We start from the raw sequence: 17767 nt of genomic DNA, 5'->3' as shown, positions 1-17767 counted from the left end.
GAAAGATGGATTTCAACTTAAATGACGAGCAGGAACTGTTTGTCGCCGGTATTCGTGAACTGATGGCCAGTGAGAACTGGGAAGCTTATTTTGCCGAGTGCGATCGCGACAGCGTCTACCCTGAGCGCTTTGTAAAAGCGCTGGCGGATATGGGCATCGATAGCCTGTTGATTCCGGAAGAACACGGTGGACTGGAAGCGGGTTTTGTCACCGTCGCCGCTGTCTGGATGGAACTGGGTCGTCTTGGTGCACCGACTTACGTGTTGTACCAATTGCCGGGCGGTTTTAACACGTTCCTGCGTGAAGGGACCCAGGAGCAGATTGACAAAATTATGGCATTCCAGGGCACCGGTAAGCAGATGTGGAACTCTGCCATCACCGAACCGGGAGCGGGATCGGATGTTGGCAGCCTGAAAACCACTTATACACGCAAAAATGGTAAGGTTTATCTTAATGGCAGTAAGTGCTTTATCACCAGCAGCGCCTATACCCCGTACATCGTGGTGATGGCGAGAGATGGTGCATCGCCGGATAAACCTGTTTACACCGAGTGGTTCGTTGACATGAGCAAAGCGGGTATCAAGGTCAACAAGCTGGAGAAACTCGGTCTGCGCATGGATAGCTGCTGTGAAATCACCTTTGACGACGTTGAACTGGACGAGAAAGACATGTTCGGTCGGGAAGGTAATGGTTTCAACCGCGTAAAAGAAGAGTTTGACCATGAACGCTTCCTCGTCGCGCTGACCAACTACGGTACGGCAATGTGCGCTTTTGAAGATGCGGCGCGCTACGCCAATCAGCGCGTGCAGTTTGGCGAAACGATCGGCCGTTTCCAACTGATTCAGGAGAAGTTTGCGCACATGGCGATCAAACTGAATTCCATGAAAAACATGCTGCTGGAAGCCGCATGGAAAGCGGATAACGGCACCATTACTTCGGGCGACGCGGCAATGTGCAAATACTTCTGCGCCAACGCCGCGTTTGAAGTGGTCGATACCGCCATGCAGGTGCTGGGCGGAGTTGGTATCGCGGGCAACCATCGCATCACGCGCTTCTGGCGCGACCTGCGCGTTGACCGTGTTTCTGGTGGTTCTGACGAAATGCAGATCCTGACGTTGGGTCGTGCGGTACTTAAGCAATACCGCTAGAACGACGCAACCTGTAGGCCTGATAAGACGCTTTAGCGTCGCCATCAGGCAATCAATGCCGGATGGCGGCGCGAGCGCCTTATCCGGCCTACAAGGACACCCATAAATGCCAGGAGAAAAATTATGAATCATTTGCCCATGCCGTCCTTTGGCCCACTTGCTGGGGTACGCGTCGTTTTTTCAGGGATTGAAATTGCCGGTCCGTTCGCCGGACAGATGTTTGCCGAATGGGGCGCTGAGGTTATCTGGATTGAAAACGTCGCGTGGGCGGACACCATCCGCGTACAGCCTAACTATCCGCAGCTCTCACGCCGTAACCTGCACGCCCTGTCGCTGAATATTTTCAAAGATGAAGGCCGGGAAGCGTTTCTGAAGCTCATGGAAACCACCGATATTTTCATTGAAGCCAGTAAAGGCCCGGCCTTTGCCCGACGTGGTATTACCGATGAAGTGCTGTGGGAACATAACCCGAAGCTGGTTATCGCCCACCTTTCCGGCTTTGGCCAGTATGGTACCGAGGAGTACACCAATCTTCCTGCGTATAACACCATCGCGCAGGCGTTCAGCGGTTATCTGATCCAAAACGGCGACGTTGATCAGCCAATGCCCGCCTTCCCCTACACCGCCGATTACTTCTCCGGGATGACCGCTACAACAGCAGCGCTGGCGGCCCTGCACAAAGTGCGCGAAACGGGTAAAGGTGAAAGCATTGATATCGCCATGTACGAAGTAATGCTGCGCATGGGGCAGTACTTCATGATGGATTACTTCAACGGCGGCGAAATTTGCCCACGCATGACCAAAGGCAAAGACCCGTATTACGCTGGCTGCGGCCTGTATAAATGCGCTGATGGCTATATCGTCATGGAGCTGGTCGGCATCACGCAAATCAACGAGTGCTTCAAGGATATTGGCCTCGCCCACATTCTTGGCACACCGGAAGTTCCGGAAGGCACCCAGCTTATCCATCGCGTGGAATGCCCTTACGGCCCGCTCGTGGAAGAGAAACTGGACGCCTGGCTGGCAGCGCATACCATCGCCGAAGTCCAGGCGCGCTTTGCTGAGCTGAACATCGCCTGCGCGAAGGTGTTAACCATTCCGGAACTGGAAGGCAACCCGCAGTACGTTGCCCGTGAATCCATTACTCAGTGGCAGACAATGGACGGTCGCACCTGCAAAGGGCCGAACATCATGCCGAAGTTTAAAAACAACCCGGGGAAAATCTGGCGTGGCATGCCATCACACGGCATGGATACCGCCGCCATTCTGAAAAACATCGGTTATAGCGAAGCAGACATAAACGAGCTGGTCGGCAAAGGCCTGGCCAGAGTTGAGGAATAAACGCGACGCGCTGACCCGCTCGTGGGTTGGCGCTCACGCCTGATTTCAGTGGATAAAGCAATATGGATATCGTTGGCGGACAAAACTTACGTCAGATGTGGGACGACCTGGCCGGGGTGTACGGAGATAAAACGGCGTTAATTTTCGAATCCTGCGAAGGAATCGTTCGGCAGTTTAGCTATGCCTCGCTCAATGAAGAGATTAACCGCACGGCGAACCTTTTCCATTCCTTAGGGATCCGCAAGGGCGACAAGGTTGCATTGCATCTGGATAACTGTCCGGAATTCATCTTTTGCTGGTTTGGGCTGGCAAAAATTGGCGCCATTATGGTGCCGATTAATGCCCGCTTACTGGGCGAAGAAAGCGCCTGGATCCTGCAAAACAGCCAGGTAAGCATGCTGGTCACCAGCGCCCAGTTTTATCCTATGTACCGCCAGATACGGCTGGAAAATACCACCCCGCTGAATCATATCTGTTTGATTGGCGAACAGCTTCCGGCAGACGACGGCGTGAGCCACTTTACCCAACTGCAGGCCCGTCAGTCGACCACGCTGTGCTATACGCCCGCGTTATCCACTGACGATACGGCGGAAATTCTGTTTACCTCAGGCACCACCTCACGGCCTAAAGGGGTGGTGATTACCCACTACAACCTGCGTTTTGCGGGCTACTACACCGCCTGGCAAATCGCCCTGCGCGATGATGACGTCTACATGACGGTAATGCCTGCGTTTCATATCGACTGCCAGTGTACGGCGGCCATGGCGGCATTCTCCGCAGGCAGCACCTTTGTGTTGCTGGAGAAGTACAGCGCCAGGGCGTTCTGGGATCAGGTGCGTAGATATCAGGCGACGGTTACCGAATGCATTCCGATGATGATCAGAACGCTGATGGTCCAACCTGCCGCGCCCACCGACAGACAGCATCGCCTGCGCGAAGTGATGTTCTATCTCAATTTGTCCGCGCAGGAAAAAGACGCCTTCACCGAACGCTTTGGCGTCAGGCTGCTGACCTCCTACGGCATGACCGAAACCATCGTCGGTATTATTGGCGACCGCCCCGGAGACAAACGGCGCTGGCCTTCTATTGGTCGCGTAGGTTTTAGCTATGAAGCGGAAATCCGCGACGATCACAACCGTCCCCTGCCCGCTGGGGAAATTGGCGAAATCTGCATTAAAGGCGTGCCAGGCAAAACAATCTTCAAAGAGTACTACGCCCAGCCGGAGGCTACCGCCAAAGCGCTGGAGCCTGAGGGCTGGTTACATACCGGTGATTCGGGTTACCAGGATGCGGACGGTTTTTTTTATTTCGTCGACAGGCGTTGCAATATGATTAAACGCGGCGGGGAAAATGTCTCCTGCGTCGAGCTGGAAAATATTATTTCTGCGCATCCAAAAATCCAGGACATTGTGGTTGTCGGTATTAAAGATTCTATCCGTGATGAAGCCATTAAAGCATTTATTGTCCTTAATGAAGGTGAAACCTTAAGCGAAGACGAGTTCTTCAGCTTCTGCGAAAACAATATGGCGAAATTCAAGGTTCCCTCTTTTATGGAGATAAGAACCGACCTGCCGCGCAATTGTTCAGGAAAAATAATCAAAAAAAATCTGAAATAACCCTTCTGGCCGGAATTCCTCCTGCCAGAAAATCTATTTATCTGGAGATGAACTATGAGTGAATCATTACATCTGACCCGTAACGGCCCGATCCTGGAAATTACCCTCGATCGGCCAAAAGCCAATGCCATTGACGCGAAAACCAGCTTTGCCATGGGTGAAGCCTTTCTTAATTTTCGTGACGACCCGGAATTACGCGTAGCGATTATCACCGGCGGCGGTGAGAAATTCTTTTCTGCAGGCTGGGACTTAAAAGCAGCGGCTGAAGGTGAAGCACCGGATGCCGATTTTGGCCCAGGCGGCTTCGCCGGTTTAACCGAAATTTTCGACCTCAATAAGCCTGTCATCGCCGCGGTAAACGGCTACGCATTTGGCGGTGGTTTTGAGCTGGCGCTGGCGGCGGATTTTATCGTCTGTGCGGAAAACGCCAGCTTCGCGCTACCGGAAGCCAAGCTCGGGATCGTGCCTGACAGCGGCGGCGTACTGCGTCTGCCGAAACTGCTGCCACCGGCAATCGTCAACGAAATGGTGATGACCGGCAGGCGAATGAGCGCCGAAGAAGCGCTGCGTTGGGGCATCGTCAACCGCGTTGTCAGCCAGAGCGAACTGATGGATAGCGCACGCGAACTGGCACAGCAGTTGGTGAATAGCGCCCCGCTGGCAATCGCCGCACTGAAAGAGATTTACCGTGCGACCAGCGAAATGCCGGTTGAAGAAGGCTACCGTTACATCCGCAGCGGCGTGCTGAAGCACTATCCGTCGGTGCTGCACTCGGAAGATGCGCTCGAAGGGCCGCAGGCGTTTGCCGAAAAACGCGATCCGGTGTGGAAAGGCCGCTAGTGTGACTATGCCGGATGGCACTTCGCTTATCCGGCCTACAACACATGCACAACCGTTGGCCGGATAAGGTGTTTACGCCATTATCCGGCAATAAAACCGAGATAAAACCATGAGCTACTACGCCTTTGAGGGCCTGATTCCGGTGGTACATCCGGATGCCTATGTCCATCCCAGCGCCGTGCTGATTGGCGATGTCATTGTGGGAGCCGGAGTCTATATTGGTCCGCACGCGTCATTGCGCGGTGACTATGGTCGCCTGATCCTGGAAGCAGGAGCTAATCTGCAGGATGGCTGCATCATGCACGGCTACTGCGACACCGATACCATCGTGCATGAAAATGGGCACATCGGCCATGGTGCGATCCTGCACGGTTGCGTGGTGGGCAGAGATGCGCTGATTGGCATGAACAGCGTCATTATGGACGGCGCAGTAATCGGCGAAGAGAGCATCGTCGCCGCCATGAGCTTTGTCAAAGCCAGATTTCAGGGGGAGGCAAGGCAGATGCTGGTTGGCTCACCGGCCCGCATACTGCGTGAAGTCACGGACCAGGAACTGCACTGGAAACAACTAAACACTAAAGAGTATCAGGACCTTGCAACCCGCTGCCAGACAGGTCTACACGAAACGCAGCCTTTAACCCAGCTTGAAGAGAACCGACCGCGCCTGAAAGGCACGACGGACGTGAAGCCCAAATCAGCACAGTAATTGATGCCGGATGCGCTCATGCTTATCCGGCCTACGCGTCAATCACCGTTAATGCTGCCATCAGGCAAACTGACAATTAGCGACGCATACTCTTGGAGAGCATCATCTGCCATTTCTGCTCACGGTTAAGCTCTGTTGGGGGAACCGCTGACAGTCGCGGCGTTTTCGCCACGCTCACCTTTTTTTCCTGCAAATTGTGATTCAATCGGCGGTAGAGATGAGAATCAATGCTGATGACTTTTACCAGACGCTGGCACTGACAGCCACGGCCTGCGATCTGATTAGGGATCATCTTAACTTCACAAACAATTTCCCCTACTTCCGACAAAATATAAGAGAGAGTATTAATTGCTTTGCAGTGTTCGATATCAAAATGGCGGGAAATTTCCTTTGCGGTGATCCAACGATCCTCAGCCATCATCCAGTCAGCAATTAACAAATAAAGCGGTCTTTCAACATATTTTTCACACATAAGCACACCATTTCACAAATTAAAAATCTGGCTACGGCCTGTCCAAATTAATAAAAACTAAGCCATATTAAAATTGTGGATATGTAAGATAGTATGCGACTTGAATGTTGATTTGTGTGAGCAATATCGTGCTTATTACATTGAAAATGTGGTTATGAAATCGCATTTGGCCAGGAATGACCTTACGAGATATAAAAAAAGGGTTTCGTTACAGAAACCCTTCCAAAATTATATTGCAGGTCCGGTTAGCGCAATTATCACCGGACCCTTTGTTTATGCCTTTTTGATCTGCGCGTGCATTTCCTGAACCGAGGTCACCTTCTCGGTGGCATCCGCATTCAGCGCCATCGCCGTCGCGAAACCGCCGTTCAGGGTAGTGTCATAATGCACTTTATACTGCAGCGCGCTGCGACGAATCAGCTTGGAGTCTTCAATCGCCTGACGACCTTCGGTGGTGTTGATGATGTAGGTATATTCGCCATTCTTGATACGGTCCTGAATGTGCGGACGACCTTCATGCACCTTGTTCACCAGACGTGGATTGATACCCGCTTCACCCAGCACAATCGCCGTACCGTGCGTCGCATCCAGCTCGAAGCCAAACTTCAGCAGTTTCGCTGCCAGGTCAACCACACGCTCTTTATCGCCTTCGCGAACGGAGAGCAGCGCACGCCCCTGTTTTTTCATGGTGGAACTGCTGCCCAGCTGGGCCTTGGCGAACGCTTCTGCGAAGGTGCGTCCCACGCCCATCACCTCACCGGTAGAGCGCATTTCTGGCCCTAACAGCGGGTCAACGCCGGGGAATTTGTTGAACGGCAGCACCACTTCTTTTACCGAGTAGTATGGCGGGATAACTTCTTTGGTGACGCCCTGCTGTGCCAGCGTTTTCCCGGCCATCACGCGCGCCGCAACTTTTGCCAGCGGTACGCCTGTTGCCTTGGAAACGAACGGAACGGTACGCGCTGCACGCGGGTTCACTTCAATCAGGTAAACTTCGTTATTCTTCACCGCAAACTGAACGTTCATCAGACCGCGAACCTGCAGCTCGAAGGCCAGTTTCTGCACCTGCTGGCGCATCACATCCTGAATTTCCTGGCTCAGGGTGTACGCTGGCAGAGAACATGCGGAGTCACCGGAGTGCACGCCGGCCTGTTCGATGTGCTCCATGATGCCGCCAATCAGCACCATTTCGCCATCGCAGATAGCATCGACGTCCACTTCAACCGCATCATCAAGGAAACGGTCTAACAGCACCGGCGCATCGTTAGAAACGCTGACCGCAGTCTGGAAGTAGCGACGCAGGTCGGCTTCGTCGTAGACGATTTCCATCGCGCGGCCGCCGAGTACGTAGGACGGGCGTACCACCAGCGGGTAACCAATCTCTTTCGCCTTCTCAACAGCTTGTTCGATAGCCGTCACGGTAGCGTTCGCCGGTTGTTTCAGCTTCAGACGGTCAACCGCCTGCTGGAAACGCTCGCGGTCTTCCGCACGGTCGATGGCATCCGGGCTGGTGCCGATAACCGGCACTCCTGCTGCTTCCAGCGCCCGCGCCAGCTTCAGCGGGGTCTGGCCGCCGTACTGCACGATAACGCCTTTCGGCTTCTCGATACGCACGATTTCCAGGACGTCTTCCAGCGTGACCGGCTCGAAGTACAGGCGGTCGGAGGTGTCGTAATCGGTAGAAACCGTTTCCGGGTTACAGTTGACCATGATGGTCTCGTAACCGTCTTCGCGCAGCGCCAGCGAGGCGTGTACGCAGCAGTAGTCAAACTCGATACCCTGGCCGATACGGTTTGGACCACCGCCCAGCACCATGATTTTATCGCGGTCGACGGACGGATTCGCTTCACACTCATCTTCATAAGTGGAGTACATGTAAGCGGTGTCAGTGGCAAATTCTGCCGCACAGGTATCCACGCGCTTGTAGACCGGGTGCAGGTTATATTGGTCACGCAGCTTGCGGATTTCCGCTTCGCGTACGCCAGCCAGTTTCGCCAGACGCGCATCGGCGAAGCCTTTACGCTTCAGTACGCGCAGGAAGTCAGCGTCGAGGCCGTTGATACCAAGGTCGGTGACTTTTTCTTCCAGACGCACCAGTTCTTCAATCTGTACCAGGAACCAGCGGTCGATGTTGGTCAGGTTGAACACGCCATCGACGGACAGGCCAGCACGGAACGCATCGGCGATGTACCAGATACGCTCAGCGCCCGCGTCTTTCAGCTCGCGGCGGATTTTGGTTAATGCTTCCGGATCGTCGAGGCTCACTTTCGGGTCGAAGCCGGTCGCGCCGACTTCCAGACCGCGCAGCGCTTTCTGCAGCGATTCTTGCTGGGTGCGACCAATCGCCATCACTTCGCCGACAGATTTCATCTGCGTGGTCAGACGGTCGTTAGCGCCAACAAACTTCTCGAAGTTGAAGCGTGGAATTTTCGTCACAACGTAGTCGATGGACGGCTCGAAGGACGCCGGAGTACGGCCACCGGTGATGTCGTTCATCAGTTCGTCGAGGGTGTAACCTACGGCCAGCTTGGCGGCGACTTTCGCAATCGGGAAACCGGTGGCTTTAGATGCCAGCGCAGAAGAACGGGATACGCGTGGGTTCATCTCGATGACAATCAGACGGCCGTTTTTCGGGTTTACCGCAAACTGGACGTTAGAACCGCCGGTTTCCACGCCGATTTCACGCAGTACCGCCATCGAGGCGTTACGCATGATTTGATATTCTTTGTCGGTCAGCGTCTGGGCCGGTGCTACGGTGATGGAGTCACCGGTATGGATACCCATCGCGTCGAAGTTTTCGATGGAGCAGACGATGATGCAGTTGTCGTTTTTATCACGCACCACTTCCATCTCGTACTCTTTCCAGCCAATCAGCGATTCATCAATCAGCAGCTCATTGGTTGGGGAGAGGTCCAGACCGCGTTCGCAGATTTCTTCGAACTCTTCGCGGTTGTAGGCGATACCGCCGCCGGTGCCGCCCATGGTGAAGCTAGGGCGGATAATGCACGGGAAGCCAACGTCAGCGGCAACCGCCAGCGCTTCTTCCATGGTGTGAGCGATGCCTGAACGCGCGGTGTCGAGACCAATCTTCTTCATCGCGATATCGAAGCGACGACGGTCTTCCGCTTTATCGATGGCATCCGCCGTCGCACCAATCATGGTCACGCCGAACTCAGCCAGTACGCCCTGACGTTCCAGTTCCAGCGCACAGTTCAGCGCCGTCTGACCGCCCATGGTTGGCAGCACCGCGTCCGGACGCTCTTTCTCAATGATTTTGCGTACTACTTCCCAGTGAATCGGCTCGATGTAGGTGGCATCGGCCATTTCTGGGTCGGTCATGATGGTTGCCGGGTTGGAGTTCACCAGAATAACGCGGTAACCCTCTTCACGCAGGGCTTTACACGCCTGCGCGCCGGAGTAGTCAAACTCACACGCCTGACCGATAACAATCGGACCCGCGCCCAGAATCAGGATACTTTTTATGTCTGTACGTTTTGGCATGGCTCTTTTACTCCTGATTATTTCGCGGACTGACGGTATTGCTCAATAAGCTCGATAAAGTGGTCGAACAGCGGTGCAGCGTCGTGCGGACCCGGACTCGCTTCAGGGTGCCCCTGGAAGCTGAACGCCGGTTTGTCGGTACGATGAATCCCCTGCAGGGTGCCGTCGAACAGTGACTTATGGGTCACGCGCAGATTGGCAGGCATGGAAGCCTCATCAACCGCAAATCCGTGGTTTTGCGCGGTGATCATCACGGTGTTGTTATCAATATCTTTTACCGGATGGTTGCCGCCGTGGTGACCAAACTTCATCTTAATGGTCTTCGCACCGCTCGCCAGCGCCAGCAGCTGATGGCCGAGGCAAATGCCAAATACCGGAAGATCGGTTTCGAGGAATTTCTGAATCGCGGTAATCGCGTAGTCGCACGGTGCCGGGTCGCCAGGGCCGTTGGACAAGAAGATACCATCCGGATTCATCTTCAGAACCTCTTCTGCAGAGGTTTTCGCCGGCACAACCGTCAGGCGGCAGCCACGGTCCGCTAACATACGCAGAATGTTACGTTTGGCGCCGAAGTCGTAAGCCACAACGTGGAACGGCAGCTCATCGGCAGATTTCGCTTCCGGCAGGTCACCGGCCAGCGTCCAGCTCCCCTGCGTCCAGCTATAAGGCTCCGCGGTGGTTACTTCTTTCGCCAGGTCCATACCGTTCAGGCCTGGGAAAGCTTTGGCTTTTTCCAGTGCCAGCGCCGCATCCGGGTTATCGCCCGCGATGATGCAGCCGTTCTGTGCGCCCTTTTCACGCAGCAAACGCGTCAGCTTACGGGTATCGATATCGGCAATCGCCACAATGTTATGGCGCTTGAGGTAAGAAGAGAGGTCTTCAGTATCACGGAAGTTACTGGCAATCAGCGGCAGGTCGCGGATAACCAGACCTTGCGCATGTACCTGAGAAGATTCTGCATCGGCTTCATTGGTGCCGACATTACCGATATGAGGATAAGTAAGAGTGACGATTTGGCGGGAATAGGAAGGATCAGTGAGGATTTCTTGATAACCGGTCATTGAAGTATTGAAAACGACTTCCCCAACCGCCGAACCTGTTGCCCCTATGGCCCGACCGTGAAACTGGGTTCCGTCTTCCAGAACCAATAGCGCTGACTTAATCAAAACACCCTCCAGAGAATATTCACTCACTTTATTTGCATATTAATTCATTAACATCTCATGAATCAATGCAAATTTGCTTACCTATGGATTTCTGGCAAACGGCGGCATTCTAGAGATAGCCTACGTAAAAGTCTACCTAAAAGGGCATTTTTTATTATTATTTTACGCCACTGGGAGAAATCACACGATTTAACAGGCAAAAAGATCAGCTAACTCGGGGTAGAAAACGCTTGCGGCAGATAAAGAGTGTAAAAACAGGAGGCGCGATAGAAAAAAATGGACCACTTGGTCAAAATTTACATTGAGATAACAGAATCACCCTACAAAACACAGACAAATACGCACTTAAATAAAAAACCATACTTAAAATCAAAAAAATAAAAGGGCAATAAAATATTGCCCTATGTAATCAAATAATTATGATTACAATAACCACATCACGAAGGGTAATAAAAGTTATAAATTGCGTAAATCAAGCACATCTTTCATATCAAAAAGACCATTTGACTTTGATTTTAGCCAAATTGCCGATCGCACTGCGCCATTGGCAAAGGTCATGCGGCTGGACGCTTTATGCGTGATCTCAATACGCTCGCCAATATCGGCAAACATCGCGGTATGCTCGCCGACGATATCCCCGGCCCGTACCGTGGCAAAGCCGATGGTTCCCGGTACGCGCTCGCCGGTGTAGCCTTCACGAGAATAGACGGCGCACTCTTTTAAATCTTTATCCAGCGCCCCGGCAATCGCCTCGCCCATCGCCAGCGCAGTGCCTGACGGCGCATCCACTTTATGGCGGTGGTGGGCTTCAATAATCTCAATATCGGTATAATCACCCATCACTTTCGCCGCCTTCTCCAGCAGCTTAAGCATGACGTTGACGCCAACGCTAAAGTTCGCGGCGAAGACGATAGCAATCTCCTGCGCGGCATCGCGAATAGTCTGTTTACCTGCGTCATCAAAGCCGGTAGTGCCAATCACCATCCCTTTACCGTGCTGGCGGCAGAACGCCAGATGCGCCAGCGTGCCTTCCGGGCGGGTAAAATCAATGAAAACATCGAAATCATCTTTCACCGCCTCAAGGCTGCTTTGTACGGTAACGCCCGTTTTACCGGCTCCTGCTAACTCTCCGGCATCGCTTCCCAGTAAGGAAGAACCTTCGCGCTCTAGCGCCGCACCGAGCTGTACACCATCCATGCCGAGAGTGGCCTGAATCAACTGACGCCCCATGCGTCCTCCGGCTCCCGCGATGGCAACGCGGATTTGTGCATCATGCATAGCTATTCTCTTTTGTTAATTTTACGTAAATCGTTTTCAGATTAACCAGCGCAACGCTGCGCCGCCAGCCGAAAACGTCGATAATTAGAATTTAATGATAAACAGGCAGAGATATCAGTAAAAGGCATGACGATCAGCTAAAACCACATGATTCTCTGACCACCAGCGCAGGCGGCAGAATAATACGTTTCGGTGGTTCGTCATTTCCCTGAATGCGACTGTAAAGTAGCTCTCCAGCCTTGCGACCTATCTCTTTTGCCGCCACCGACACGGTGGTGAGCGCAGGTTGTACCAGCGCCGCTTCGGTGATGTCGTCGAACCCCACCAGCGCAAAATCATGCCCAGGTTCGCGCCCCATTTTACGTAATGCCTGCATGACCCCAAGCGCCACGATATCTTGATAGCAAACGGCAGCGGTAATTTGCGGGAACCGCAAAAGAAGAGACTCCGCCGCTTTTGCTCCGTCAATTTGGCTGGCCTGCGTAGCCACTATCCATTGCGGATTCGGCGATATCCCATGCTCCAGCAACGTGCTGGTGAATCCGCCGATACGCTGCGCCCGGCTCCCGGAACTTGGGCTCCCACCAATAAACGCAATATTCTTGTGCCCCATTTTGACTAAATGAGTGGTCGCCATTTGCGTACCGAGAAAGTTATCGGTGCCCACAAAATCAAAATCAGGATCGCTAAGGGGACGAACCACCATGATGGCGGGAATGTTGCGCCTTTTCAGCGCTTCAAAGAAGGATGTCGGCGTTTCGCGCGCCGCGCAGAGCACCATGCCGCAGGCATTATTGCGCATCAGCGAATCAACAAATTTTTGCTGCCGTTCTCCTGACTCTTCGCTGTTTGCCAGAAACAGCAGCAGATCATGCCGCTCCATCTCGTGGCTTAGCCCTGCCGTCATCTCGCCGTAAAAAGGGTTGGTGATATCGTGTAACAACAATCCTACCTGATTACTGCTCCGGTTACGCAGGTTGGCGGCGGTTTGGTTATAAACGTACCCTGCATCGTCCAGCGCTTTGAGTACCCGGTCACGCGTGGCCTGAGAAATGCGCCCCCGGTTACGCAACACCATTGAAACGGTTGCCGTGGAGACTCCCGCGCGCTCAGCTACCTGCGCCAACGTGACTGTTGTCATGACTTCTCCTGATTTAATACGAAGGTTAATCGAATAACCGAAATCTTGGCTTTTTACGTGTGATTCACATCACGCTAACGCGCATTTCACCGCACTGGATTCTGATTATGGCGGGTTAATCGCGTTAACCACACTATGAAAATAAGGTTAATCGATTAATCTTAAATAAGCCAACACGGAGAAAGAAAATGCGTACAACCTATAATAAATTCCCTGAGGTTAACGTTCAGGGCTATGACCACCACGCCTGGCAGGGCTGGTCGTCGATCCATTCTGTGCTTAACACCAGGGTTTCTGGCTCAGCCAAAACCGTATTGATCGTGGATTGCTATCCGGGCGTGCGGCTTGACGAGCTGGAACAACAACTTATTACGACGTTAGATACCGCTCTGGTGCTGAATATTGAATCCGCTCGTCGCGATGAACAGGCCCTTCATGACCTACTGGCGCGTAACCTGACCGACGATCGCGTATTCGGCGTGCTTTCCTGTCATCACCTGGATGAATTTTTTGATGGCGACAAACTCGACCAGCTCCGCCAACAGATTGATGCCGTTAGTGAAGGGTTGGTCGTAGTATACGGCTCTGGCGCCGCGCTGGCGCACCCGGGTGATGTGCTGGTTTATGCTGACCTTCCGCGCTGGGAAATTCAGCAGCGTATGCGCCATGACGGGCTGGGCAACTGGGGAGCGGAAAACCAGGATGAAGATATTCTTCGTCGTTACAAACGTGCTTTTTTCATTGAATGGCGGGTCTTCGACAAACACAAAACGCCGTTACTCAAACGCGCCGATTATTTGCTCGATACCACGGTAGAAAATAGTCCCGCGATGGTCAGCGGCGACGCGCTACGCGCCGGTCTGCAACAAACCACCCAACAACCGTTTCGCGTTGCCCCTTTCTTTGACCCAGGCGTCTGGGGCGGGCAATGGATGAAACAACGCTTCGATCTCGATCCCTCAGCCCCCAATTACGCGTGGTGTTTTGATTGCGTGCCCGAGGAAAACAGCCTGTTACTGCGTTTTGGCAACGTGCGGATCGAGATCCCCTCTCAGGATCTGGTACTGACCTGTCCCCGCCCCCTGCTGGGCGAGAAAGTTCATGCGCGCTTTGGCGCGGAATTCCCGATCCGTTTTGACTTTCTTGACACCATTGGCGGCCAGAATTTGAGCTTTCAGGTTCATCCGCTCACCGAATACATTCAGCAGCAGTTTGGTATGCACTATACCCAGGATGAGAGCTATTACATTCTCGAAGCCGAGCCGGACGCCGTGGTGTATCTCGGCACCAAAACCGGGATCGCGCCGCAGGACATGCTCGACGATCTCCGGGCCGCGGGTCGTGGCGAAAAAACGTTTGATGATGAACGATTCGTAAATCAGATCCCTGCGCATAAACACGATCACTTCCTGATCCCCGCCGGAACCGTCCACTGTTCGGGGGCAGGAACCATGGTGCTGGAGATCAGCGCTACACCGTATATCTTCACCTTCAAGCTGTGGGACTGGGGTCGCTTAGGGTTAGACGGCTTACCGCGCCCGGTGCATCTGGATCATGGCCAGCAGGTTATTGACTGGCAGCGCGACACACAATGGGTGCACGACAACCTGGTCAACCGTATTGAACCCATTGCTGAAGGAGAAGGTTGGCGAGAAGAAAGAACCGGTATGCACGAACGTGAATTTATCGAAACGCGTCGCCACTGGTTTACGGCACCGGTCACTCACCATACCCATGGCGGCGTAAACGTTCTGAACCTGGTCGAAGGTGCGCAGGCCGTTGTCGAAAGCCCGAGCGGCGCGTTTGCCCCGTTTGTCGTCAACTATGCAGAGACCTTTATCATCCCAGCCGCCGTTGGAGAGTATCGCATTTCGCCGTTTGGCAAAGGCATCGGACAACAGCTCGCCACGATTAAAGCATGGGTCAGAGGATAAGCGCATGATTAACGTGATTGTTGCCACCCATGGTCCCCTGGCGGAAGCGCTTCTCGCCAGCGGTCGTATGGTTTACGGAGAATTACCGCATGTTTACCCCGTCACGCTGAGTGAACAGGCAGGTATAGAAGGGTTTAAACAGACGTTCTCTGAGGTTCTCACAAGTGCCGGGAAAGACGCTGACGGCGTTCTGGTGCTGTGCGACATGCAAAGCGGTACGCCGTGGAATGTCGCCTGCCATCATGCGTTTTCTGCACAAACGGTTCCTCCCGTTGCCGTGGTAGCGGGAGTTAATTTCCCGATGCTGTTACAAAGCGAGGAGATCTGCCATTTAACGGATGTTCACGCCGCAGCCGTCGAGCTGTTGGCGTTGACGGTACCCACGCTGATTAAAGCCGCCCCGGTTTTATCCGTTCAGTCCGACGATTTTTAAAGGAAACCACTATGAGTATTTCTTTTGTACGTATCGATGACCGCGTAATCCATGGGCAGCTCGTGACACGTTGGGCCAAAGAGCTGCCCTGTGACGGCATTGTCGCGATAGACGATGCCGTCGCGGCCGACCCTCTGCTCTCTTCGGTGATGAAAGGCGCCGTACAGGACACTAAAGTCTGGTTGTTTGATACGGCCACCGCGATTGAAAAACTGCCGAAAGTCATTGCCAGCGAGAAGCGTTATTTCGTCATTGGCAAATCCCCCGTAACGCTCAAACGCATTGAAGAAGCCGGGATCAGCCTGAAAAATGCCAACGGCAAGATTAATGTGGGTCCAATGAGCGCTCGTGCTGATACCACCACCATCGGCCCAAATCAGTCGGTCAACGGGGATGAAATTGCCGCCTTTGACTGGTTGACGCAGCATGGGCACGTGGTTGAGTTTCGCCTGGTGCCTGATGCCAGTTGCTACAGCTGGCAGGACGCACGTCAGAAGCTGAAATAAGGAGCGCGCGATGATTATCGAAGCTACGTTGATTGGCATACTTTGCTATCTTGGCGCCCTCAGCAGCCCCTGGCTGCTGGGACTGACCGGCGGCTGGTACCTAATCACCCGCCCACTGATTTCCGGAATGCTGGTAGGGATTATCCTTGGCGACATAAAAACCGGGATCATGATTGGCGTCGCGGTTCAGGCAGTGTATATCGCGATGGTTACACCCGGCGGTTCGATGCCCGCCGATCTCAACTTTGTGGCTTACCCGGCTATTGCTTTAGGGATCCTTTCCGGAAAAGGCCCCGAGGTCGCGGTCGCGCTGGCAGCCACCATCGGTATCGCCGGCACCATTTTGTTTAACGCGATGATGGTACTGAACTCCTTCTGGAATCACCGGGCAGATGTGGCGCTGGAGCGGGGCGACGAACGCGGTATTTACCTGAACAGCGCCATCTGGCCACAGGTGACAAACTTTGTCCTGCGTTTCGTACCGACCTTTATTGCGGTCTACTTCGGGGCGCAATACATCAGCGGTTTTATGGACAGTTTGCCGAAAATTGTTCTGTCGACGATGAACGTACTGGGCGGCATTTTACCCGCCGTCGGGATCGCGATTTTGCTCAAGCAGATCATTAAAAACTACACCATGTTGATCTACTTCCTCGTCGGTTTTGTCTGCATCGTCTTTTTAAAACTCAACATGGTCGCGCTGGTGATCGTCGGTTCGCTGCTGGCGTTGATCCATTACAACTACAAACCGGAACCGCCGCAGGCCGCGAATGCAAAGTCGGTAGCCGATGATGATGAGGATGAATTCTGATGGAAGAACGTACACTTACGCGTAAAGATCTTCGCCGCTGCTGGCGCGCATGGATGATGCACAACTTGTCATCGATGAGTTTTGAGCGTCTGGAATCTTTTGGCTTTTGCCTGAGTATGCTCCCGGTGGCGAAAAAGCTCTATCCCGACGCCGCCCAACGTACTGAAATGCTGCGCCGCCACGCCTCGTTCTATAATACGGAACCCCAGATAGGCGCGATCGTTAATGGCATGGTGCTGGGGCTGGAAGAGAAAAAAGCGAACGGTGAGCCGATCGATGGCGAGACTATCAATACCCTGAAGGTTGGTCTGATGGGCCCTATTGCCGGGATCGGCGATTCAATGATCCCCGGCATGTTGATCCCTATCCTGCTCAGCATCGGTATGGCCCTGGCGGCCGGTGGTAACATTCTGGGACCGCTGTTTTATACCGTTGCCTGGCTGGCTATCATCATTCCCGGCTCGTGGTTTCTGTTTCTGAAAGGCTACAAGATGGGCTCCGGCTCGGTGGAGATGCTGGTAAGCAGCAAGTCTGCCCGTCTGCGTGAAGCGTTATCGCTGTTGGGCGTGTTTGTTATGGGGGGCGTGGCGGCAAGCTACGTGAAGCTTGGTACCGGGTTGGAATTTATTACCAAAGATGGGGTGAATATCCACGTTCAACAAATGCTGGACGGTATCTTCCCGCAGTTACTGCCGCTGATTGTGGTGCTTGGCACATGGTATCTGATGGCCAAACGGGGTGTGTCGCCAGTGAAAGCGATGATTTTACTGTTGATACTGGCCGCCCTCGGCGTCGCCACGGGCCTGTTTGCAGGGTAGCGTCTCGCGTGCGCCTGTCATTTGCCGGACGGTACGTATGCTTATCCGACCTACGG

Annotated in this window: 15 protein-coding genes; 10 read left to right on the top strand and 5 right to left on the bottom strand. The window is 53.6% G+C overall.

Annotated elements, in window-relative coordinates:
• The first annotated feature begins 5 nt into the window (after nucleotides 1–5).
• The 5 genes from caiA (at nucleotide 6) to caiE (ending at nucleotide 5651) form a co-directional block, all read left to right on the top strand.
• Nucleotides 6–1148 carry a crotonobetainyl-CoA dehydrogenase gene (gene caiA, locus E1B03_RS04735; protein WP_003018898.1) on the top strand — a complete coding sequence of 381 codons (1143 nt, stop codon included), beginning with the start codon at nucleotides 6–8 and terminating at the stop codon, nucleotides 1146–1148.
• Between the two features lie 123 nt (nucleotides 1149–1271).
• Nucleotides 1272–2489 carry an L-carnitine CoA-transferase gene (gene caiB / locus E1B03_RS04730; RefSeq protein WP_133085761.1) on the top strand — a complete coding sequence of 406 codons (1218 nt, stop codon included), beginning with the start codon at nucleotides 1272–1274 and terminating at the stop codon, nucleotides 2487–2489.
• Nucleotides 2490–2551: 62 nt separating this feature from the next.
• Nucleotides 2552–4105, top strand: a complete 1554-nt coding sequence (gene caiC, locus E1B03_RS04725; RefSeq protein ID WP_103768433.1) for a crotonobetaine/carnitine-CoA ligase — start codon at nucleotides 2552–2554, stop codon at nucleotides 4103–4105.
• 54 nt (nucleotides 4106–4159) lie between these two features.
• Nucleotides 4160–4945: a crotonobetainyl-CoA hydratase gene (gene caiD, locus E1B03_RS04720; protein WP_003018906.1), complete on the top strand. Its 786-nt coding sequence runs from the start codon at nucleotides 4160–4162 to the stop codon at nucleotides 4943–4945.
• Nucleotides 4946–5054: 109 nt separating this feature from the next.
• Complete coding sequence (gene caiE, locus E1B03_RS04715) at nucleotides 5055–5651, top strand: carnitine operon protein CaiE (RefSeq protein WP_133085760.1); 597 nt, start codon at nucleotides 5055–5057, stop codon at nucleotides 5649–5651.
• A gap of 76 nt (nucleotides 5652–5727) precedes the next feature.
• On the opposite strand, the gene caiF is transcribed toward caiE, so the two are convergent.
• From caiF to E1B03_RS04690, 5 genes are all read right to left on the bottom strand, one after another.
• Nucleotides 5728–6123, bottom strand: coding sequence for a carnitine metabolism transcriptional regulator CaiF (gene caiF / locus E1B03_RS04710; protein ID WP_079937121.1), 396 nt, complete (start codon nucleotides 6121–6123; stop codon nucleotides 5728–5730).
• A gap of 273 nt (nucleotides 6124–6396) precedes the next feature.
• Nucleotides 6397–9624, bottom strand: a complete 3228-nt coding sequence (carB, locus tag E1B03_RS04705; protein ID WP_103768436.1) for a carbamoyl-phosphate synthase large subunit — start codon at nucleotides 9622–9624, stop codon at nucleotides 6397–6399.
• 17 nt (nucleotides 9625–9641) lie between these two features.
• Nucleotides 9642–10790, bottom strand: coding sequence for a glutamine-hydrolyzing carbamoyl-phosphate synthase small subunit (carA, locus tag E1B03_RS04700; RefSeq protein WP_133085759.1), 1149 nt, complete (start codon nucleotides 10788–10790; stop codon nucleotides 9642–9644).
• A 456-nt stretch (nucleotides 10791–11246) separates the two neighbouring features.
• Nucleotides 11247–12068 carry a 4-hydroxy-tetrahydrodipicolinate reductase gene (dapB, locus tag E1B03_RS04695; protein ID WP_133085758.1) on the bottom strand — a complete coding sequence of 274 codons (822 nt, stop codon included), beginning with the start codon at nucleotides 12066–12068 and terminating at the stop codon, nucleotides 11247–11249.
• Between the two features lie 133 nt (nucleotides 12069–12201).
• Entirely contained in the window at nucleotides 12202–13209 is a 1008-nt protein-coding gene (locus E1B03_RS04690; protein WP_103768438.1) for a LacI family DNA-binding transcriptional regulator, read from the bottom strand.
• Between the two features lie 188 nt (nucleotides 13210–13397).
• Between E1B03_RS04690 and E1B03_RS04685 the strand changes: the two genes are divergently transcribed.
• The 5 genes from E1B03_RS04685 to E1B03_RS04665 are packed head-to-tail and all read left to right on the top strand — an operon-like array spanning nucleotide 13398 to nucleotide 17711.
• Nucleotides 13398–15143, top strand: a complete 1746-nt coding sequence (locus E1B03_RS04685; RefSeq protein WP_103768439.1) for a class I mannose-6-phosphate isomerase — start codon at nucleotides 13398–13400, stop codon at nucleotides 15141–15143.
• 4 nt (nucleotides 15144–15147) lie between these two features.
• Complete coding sequence (locus E1B03_RS04680; protein WP_103768440.1) at nucleotides 15148–15576, top strand: PTS sugar transporter subunit IIA; 429 nt, start codon at nucleotides 15148–15150, stop codon at nucleotides 15574–15576.
• Nucleotides 15577–15587: 11 nt separating this feature from the next.
• Nucleotides 15588–16082 carry a PTS sugar transporter subunit IIB gene (locus E1B03_RS04675; protein ID WP_133085757.1) on the top strand — a complete coding sequence of 165 codons (495 nt, stop codon included), beginning with the start codon at nucleotides 15588–15590 and terminating at the stop codon, nucleotides 16080–16082.
• Between the two features lie 10 nt (nucleotides 16083–16092).
• Nucleotides 16093–16893 carry a PTS mannose/fructose/sorbose/N-acetylgalactosamine transporter subunit IIC gene (locus tag E1B03_RS04670; protein ID WP_016151644.1) on the top strand — a complete coding sequence of 267 codons (801 nt, stop codon included), beginning with the start codon at nucleotides 16093–16095 and terminating at the stop codon, nucleotides 16891–16893.
• On the top strand, nucleotides 16893–17711 hold the full coding sequence (locus E1B03_RS04665; RefSeq protein ID WP_016151643.1) for a PTS system mannose/fructose/sorbose family transporter subunit IID: 819 nt from the start codon (nucleotides 16893–16895) through the stop codon (nucleotides 17709–17711). The genes E1B03_RS04670 and E1B03_RS04665 overlap by 1 nt, the downstream gene beginning before the upstream one ends.
• The last annotated feature ends 56 nt before the right edge of the window (nucleotides 17712–17767 follow it).

The organism is Citrobacter arsenatis (assembly GCF_004353845.1).
GTDB classification, from domain to species: Bacteria; Pseudomonadota; Gammaproteobacteria; order Enterobacterales; family Enterobacteriaceae; genus Citrobacter; species Citrobacter arsenatis.
The sequence above is the reverse complement of the archived record's forward strand: the minus strand, read 5'-3'. Positions and strand labels throughout refer to the sequence as shown.